Origin of the sequence: Kitasatospora putterlickiae, assembly GCF_039527695.1 — a bacterium.
Classification (GTDB): Bacteria; Actinomycetota; Actinomycetes; order Streptomycetales; family Streptomycetaceae; genus Kitasatospora; species Kitasatospora putterlickiae.
On sequence record NZ_BAAAKJ010000003.1, the window covers coordinates 1 to 2,900 of the forward strand.

Annotated in this window: 1 protein-coding gene and 1 pseudogene; both read right to left on the minus strand. The window is 77.2% G+C overall.

Annotation, left to right across the window (positions count from 1 at the left end; genetic code table 11):
• Nucleotides 1–1,914 (minus strand): annotated as a pseudogene (locus ABD308_RS00400) (hypothetical protein); the annotation flags it as partial.
• A 455-nt stretch (nucleotides 1,915–2,369) separates the two neighbouring features.
• Nucleotides 2,370–2,810, minus strand: a complete 441-nt coding sequence (locus ABD308_RS00405; RefSeq protein ID WP_344322263.1) for an ATP-binding protein — start codon at nucleotides 2,808–2,810, stop codon at nucleotides 2,370–2,372.
• Nucleotides 2,811–2,900 lie beyond the last annotated feature (90 nt).

A 2,900-nucleotide genomic window follows, 5' to 3' on the forward strand; every position in this document is an offset into this window, starting at 1 on the left:
GAAGTCGGCGACGGCCCGCGGCCAGGAGGGCACCGGCCGGGCCGGGCCCGCCGCGGGGGCGGGGGCCGCGGTGCGGGACGTCGGGGTGCTCGGCGGTACCCAGTCCCCCAGCACGGCGTTCATGCCGCGCAGCGGGGGCAGGCCCCGGGCGGTGCGCGCGTCGGCCTCCTCCTCGGACAGCCGGCCCCACCAGAAGCGCTGGGCGAACCTCGTCCGGTTCGACTTGTTGCCGAGCACGGCGGCCACCAGTCCCCAGGCGGGCGCGCCGTCCAGCAGGGCGGAGGCCAGGTCGGCGAAGTGGTCCGGGCCGTCGTGCCAGTGCTCGTCGAGGGCGGCGGCGCCGGGCAGCTCGGCCGTCACGTTCTCCACGGCGCCGTTGTTGGAGGAGGTGACCACGATCTCGTGGCCCGTGAGCCTGGGGTCGAGCGCAGCGACGAAGCGCGCGTGGCGCCCCTGCCGGTCCTTGCCGCGCCACGCCCGGCCGACGAACGCGGCCTCGGGCCGCTCGAAGGAGGCCATCACGGTCGCCCGTTCGACGACGAGGGCGGCGACCAGGTCGCGCAGCATGGTGGTCTTGCCCGTGCCGGGCGGGCCGTTGACGGAGAACAGGCCGCCGTCGGTCCCCGCGCGGTCGGCCAGCATCCGGTTGACCGCGAACTGCTGGCTGAGCGCGAGCGGGTACTTCGCCTTCGCCGGCCAGCGTCCCGCCGGCACCAGCGCCGGGTCGACGCCGTCCAGGACGGCCTGGCGGTCCTCCCGCAGGTCGGTGCGGGTGTGGAGGGCGATGTCGGCGCGGGAGGTCAGGTACGCGTCCAGGGCGGGGCCGAGCCCGCCGTCGTCGAGCGCGGCGCGCACCCGGGCGAGGTCGGGCGGCAGGAGGCTGTTGAGGAACGGCTGGGTGGCGGTGGGCCTGGCCGCGGGGTCGCGCGGGAGGCGGACGAGCCGGCTGCAGACGCGGATCGCGCGCGGGTCGAGGCGGTCCTGGACGCCGCAGAGGTGGGCGATCTGGGCGGTCAGGGCGACGAGGTCGGCGAAGGCGACGCTCCGGGCCACGTCGGTCTCGGCGGGCGCGGTCCCCTCGGGAGCGCTCTCGGCGGACGCGGCCGGTTCGGCGGGTGCCCCCGTCCCGGGGGTGTCCTGCGCCGGGCGGCGGACGGCCACCCAGTCCGCGACCCTGCGCACCAGGGGGTCCGTCGCCCCCTGGATCGCGGCCCCGGTCACATCGCCCAGCAGCACGCCGACCGCCGCCACCGCGGCCCCGCCCAGCACCTCGGCGAGCACCTGCCGCCAGCCCCGGGCCACGGCGCCCTCCCGCGCGGTCCGGACCCCACCGGCGGCGTAGGTGATCGGGGCGGCGGCCAGCTGCCCGACCGCCACGCCGAACGCCTCGCCCAGCTCCTCGAAGCCGTCCAGCCAGCCCGGCGCCGACGGCCCCGGGTCGAACAGCCGGCCGGTCGCCCAGGCACACGCCGAGACCACCGACGTCCCGTCGACGGGCCGCCCGTACTCGTCCAGGACCAGCGCGAACATCGCGCTGCGCCCCGACAGCTCCAGTTCCTCCTGAGGCACCCCGGGGTCCGGCTCGGTCCCCGCCGGCAGCACCGCGATCATCGCCTGCCGCAGCAGCTCCAGGTCGAACAGCCCGCCGTACACCTCGTGCCGCCACACCATCCCGCGCGGCGCCCGCCACGGCGCCGTCTCCGGGTGCTCCGCCGACCACGGCAGCACCGGCGCGGTCTCCCCCGCCGCCGGCGTGAGGTCGACGACGAACGTGTCCGAGGCCCGGGGCCGGCCCGCACGCCGCTTGCGCGGCACCTCCGGAATGCTCGGCGGGCTGAACAGTTCGATCGCCCGCCAGCACTCCAGCAGATCGGCGACCCGCCGCCCCTGCTCCCGCTCCCGCCCCGCCCGCATACCGCGCCCCCGTATCGAACCCTCAGCCCACAGCCGCTTCGTGTGCCGGTCAACAGTCCGCAGAATCTACCTGACGACCAGCCATCCAGCCGAGCCCGCCCCCGGGGACGGGACCAGGAGAGCGCCAGGTCAGGCCGCACGCCCGGCCCCCACAAGCCGCCCCCGGCCGGTACGGGCGCGGCGGGCCGGGCCGCACACGGGGTGCGCGTCAGGGTGCGTCTGACGACCCCGCCGGGCGCGCGATGCCAGGGCGCCCCGCGCCCGAGGACAAGCCGGCGAGGTGCGCGCTCCGGCCGCGACCGCCTGGCGTGATCCGACAGAGAGGGCTGACGGTCCGTCTTCCCACCCCCGTCGTCCACCCGAAGGGCGGGCCGGGGCGGATTCCATGCGGTGGGGCACCTCCCGGCCGCCCTGCCGGGGCGCGTCGTCCGGCAGGCGGGGGTCTGAAGACGGACCTAGCAGGCCGGGAGCGGATGGGGTGGGGGGAGGTGGACCTCGCACCAGACGGATTTGCCGGGGCCTTGGCGGTACCAGCCCCAGCGGCGGGTGAGGCGGCCGAGGAGGAAGAGGCCGAGGCCGCCGAGGTCTTCCGGGTGCCGGGATGGCCGGGGTTGGGGCGGGCGGGGGCTGCTGTCGGTCACCTCGATCCGCAGCAGGCTCTCGTCGCGGGCGAGCAGCAGGGCTCCGGGCGTGCCCGTGTGGCGGACGGCGTTGGCCACCAGTTCCGAGACCAGCAGCACCACGTCCGCGACGACGGCGCGCTCGGTGGTGTCGTCGAGCCAGTCCGCCGTGCGGGCCCTGGCCTCGGCGATGATGCCGGGGCGGGCCGACAGCGGGAAGCGGAGGACCCACGGCGCTCCGTGGAGGTCGGTGGCGGGCAGGGCGGCCCTGGGCATGCGGTCGTTCGCTCCTTCCTCTTCTCCACCGGCGGCGGGTGTGGTGCGGAGGGCCGCGGTCAGCGGCCGAGGAGGTGGCGGAGGCGGGCG